The organism is Dokdonella sp. (assembly GCF_049593775.1).
GTDB lineage: Bacteria > Pseudomonadota > Gammaproteobacteria > Xanthomonadales > Rhodanobacteraceae > Dokdonella.
Genome location: NZ_JBAWHJ010000002.1, coordinates 1 through 3148 on the forward strand (window position 1 = coordinate 1; position 3148 = coordinate 3148).

At 61.2% G+C, this 3148-nt stretch carries 3 protein-coding genes and 1 pseudogene; 3 read left to right on the plus strand and 1 reads right to left on the minus strand.

Annotated elements, in window-relative coordinates; translation table 11 throughout:
* Positions 1–879, plus strand: an 879-nt coding sequence (locus tag WBP53_RS00020; protein ID WP_423924672.1) for a lytic transglycosylase domain-containing protein, incomplete at its 5' end; no start/stop codon positions are given.
* 15 nt (positions 880–894) lie between these two features.
* Here the strand turns inward: WBP53_RS00020 and WBP53_RS00025 are convergent.
* The gene (locus tag WBP53_RS00025; RefSeq protein WP_423924674.1) at positions 895–2100 is read right to left on the minus strand and encodes a S1C family serine protease; all 1206 of its coding nucleotides are present in this window, start codon (positions 2098–2100) and stop codon (positions 895–897) included.
* A gap of 305 nt (positions 2101–2405) precedes the next feature.
* On the opposite strand from WBP53_RS00025, the gene petA reads away from it, so the two are divergent.
* Both petA and WBP53_RS00035 read left to right on the plus strand, forming a co-directional pair.
* A complete protein-coding gene (petA, locus tag WBP53_RS00030; RefSeq protein ID WP_423924676.1) occupies positions 2406–3002 on the plus strand; it encodes a ubiquinol-cytochrome c reductase iron-sulfur subunit in 597 nt (198 codons plus the stop codon).
* Positions 3002–3148: pseudogene (locus tag WBP53_RS00035) on the plus strand (cytochrome b); the annotation flags it as partial. The gene petA and the pseudogene WBP53_RS00035, both read left to right, overlap by 1 nt.

The following is a 3148-nucleotide window of genomic DNA, read 5'->3' on the forward strand; positions in this document are numbered from 1 at the left end:
ACCGTGCACGCCGACACCTTGTACAAATGCGAGGGGCCCGGCGGCAGCGTCGCCTATACCAACAAGAAGTCCGCATTCACCAAGTGCGTCGCGATGGGCAGCTATGCATCGGCAAAGCCTGCGCCCAGCAGCACGCAGGCAAAGCGTTCGGTGGAATATCAGGAAAAGCCCGATGTGCGGGCAACCAGTATTGGAGTGACTTCGACGGCGAACCTGCTGGCCGCGCCGCCGATCAAGCCCAGCGAGAACAAAGAGCCCAAGGCGGCAGAGCCGGTAGCCCGGGTCATGACCAGCGCCAACACTTCCAAGCCTGCGCCCAAGATCCTGCGCGGTGCGGTCTATCGGGTCGAGCGCAGCAGCGGAATCACCGAATACACCAATGTGCGGCCGCGAGATGGACGTTTTGCTGTCCTGTTTACCTACATCTCCACCTGCGTCGCCTGCGACGTCAACTCGACGATCAATTTTTCCAGGACCGCGCTCAATCTGGACGCGTTCAAGGACGAAGTGGCGCTGGCCGCTTCAGACTATGGTGTCGATGCGGCCCTGTTGCGTGCCGTCATCCATGCGGAGTCCGCGTTCAACCCGATGGCGATTTCCGCCAAGGGTGCACAGGGGCTCATGCAATTGATGCCGGGTACTGCCAGTGATCTCGGCGTGGTCGATGCCTTTGACGTCGCCGAGAATATTCGTGGCGGAGCCCGCTACCTCGCCATGATGCTGAAGAATTTCAATGGCGACGAACGGCTTGCAACAGCGGCTTACAATGCGGGTCCGGGGGCAGTGCAGAAGTACTCGGACGTGCCGCCGTACGCGGAGACGCAGGTTTATGTCGAACGCGTGGCCATGTTGCGGGATCGCTACAAGAAAGCTCTCTGAATCCCCGGGAGCGGATCAGATGCCCGCCACATAGTTGGCAGGGCGCTGCATCAAGGTCAATTCCACAGAGAAAGGAATGCCGTTGCGCAGTACGTCGAGGCGGACAACCTTGCCGGGGGCCAGGGTGGCTTCATGACTGCGCAGGAAGGCCTGATTGACAATGTCTTCCCCGTCGATGCCCATCAGCAAGTCGCCATTGCGCACACCGGCCTTGTCGGCAGGGCCGCCCGGCAGAACTTCCAGAACGACGACCCCTCGCTGCGGGACCGAGGCTCCCGGGTCGGCCTGGCTGGTCATGGCGGGATCGGCGTACTCGGCACCAATCCAGCCGCGGATAACCACGCCATGGCTGATGATCTGGTCAAGGACGACTTTTGCGGTCGCCACCGGGATGGCGAAACCGATGCCCTCGGCGTTCTGAGCGCCGGCGGAAGCCCGTCCGTCACCACCAGAATTCCGGTAGACAGCCGTGTTGATGCCAACCAGCTCGCCAAGTGAGTTGACCAGGGCGCCGCCGGAATTGCCGAAATTGATCGCGGCATCGGTCTGGATGAATTCTTCGTAGGCCGACAGGCGCAGCTGGCGGCTGGTGGCACTGACGATGCCCATGGTTACGGTCTTGCCGACACCAAACGGGTTGCCGATCGCGAGGACGACATCGCCCACGTTGACATCACCCCGGTCAGCCACCGCGATGGTCGGCAGGTTGTCGGCTTCGATCTTGAGCACGGCAAGGTCGGTGTCGGCGTCAGCGCCTATCAGGCTGGCCTGGGCAACCCGGCCATCGAACAGCATGACCTGAATGTCATCGGCTCCGCTGATGACGTGATTGTTGGTCAGAACGTAGCCATCGGCGCTGAATATGACGCCCGACCCGAGGCTCTGCTCCTGCTTCTTGTAGGACGGGCCAGCGGCGATGGCACCGAACAGGCGTTTGGTGACTGGGTCGGGGACAATCCGATACTGGCGCACGGTCGTCATCTTGTTTGCGTAGATGTTGACCACAGCGGGTGCGGCCCGCGTGACTGCATCGGCGTAGGACGCGGGGCCGCCAGCATGCGGTCCCGATGTCGGCAGTCCGCCGCCAGTGCGGGCAACGGGCGATCCGCGCAGATGATCGACAAGGCCGGGTGCGAACAGGGTCAATACAAACGCAATGGCAAGGCCGAGCACGGCAAAACGCAGGATGAAGGACAGGGTGCGGGCAGTGGCGCGTTGCATGGTCATGGTGCCTGGTAGGCGTCGATTTGGGGAGTGATCGTGGTCGGATGGGGCGATAGACACGCTTTCCGAACGTACATGGAAGCACTTTCAGTGCCGGCCGGGCAATCACGCCAATGCCGTTGCCCCGCCAAATACGGCCCACAGCCGTGTTTGGCGGGCGCACAGGCCAATGGACATCATGTCGCGCAGCCTTTTGATTGTGCGCTTCGGAGTGCTTCGTTAAACTAGCGCGATTGTGCGGCACCCCCGCTTCAAATTCTGTTTCTTTTCTGTTTTTCTGCAAGCACCTCGTGGAGTGCCGGATGGCAAATGACGGCGTCGACATGGGCCGCCGCAGATTCCTGACCGCAACGACAGCCGTCGTTGGTGGTGTAGGAGTTGCGGTTGCGGCCATACCTTTCATCAAGTCCTGGCAGCCCAGTGCTCGGGCGAAGACTGCTGGCGCGCCTGTCGAGGCTGACATCAGCAAGCTCGAAGTCGGCCAGATGGTCATGTACGAATGGCGCGGACAGCCGATCTGGATCATCCGGCGAACCCCGGAACAGCTCGCGGTGCTGCCGTCGCTGGATCCGATGCTCAAGGATCCCAAGTCCGAGAACGGCGACCAGCAGCCACAGTTTGCTCAGAACGAACATCGTTCGCTCAAGCCGGAAACGCTGGTGCTCGTCGGTTTGTGCACGCATCTTGGCTGCGCACCGAAGCTGTATCCCGAACTGAAGCCCGAGCCCTTCGATGCGGACTGGAAGGGCGGATTCTTCTGCCCCTGCCACAAGTCGCGTTTCGACATGGCCGGACGCGTCTACGACGGTGTCCCTGCGCCGACCAATCTGGTCGTTCCGCCGTACTACTACGCGGATGACAATCACATCATTATCGGCATCAGCGAGGGGGCAGTCTAATGGCCAATCGACTGACCCAGGCAGTGTCCGGCGTGCAGGACTGGTTCAACGACCGTGCACCGTCGTTCTTGCCGTTCTACCGCAAGCACATGACGGAGTACTACGCTCCGAAGAACTTCAATATCTGGTACATATTCGGTGTGCTG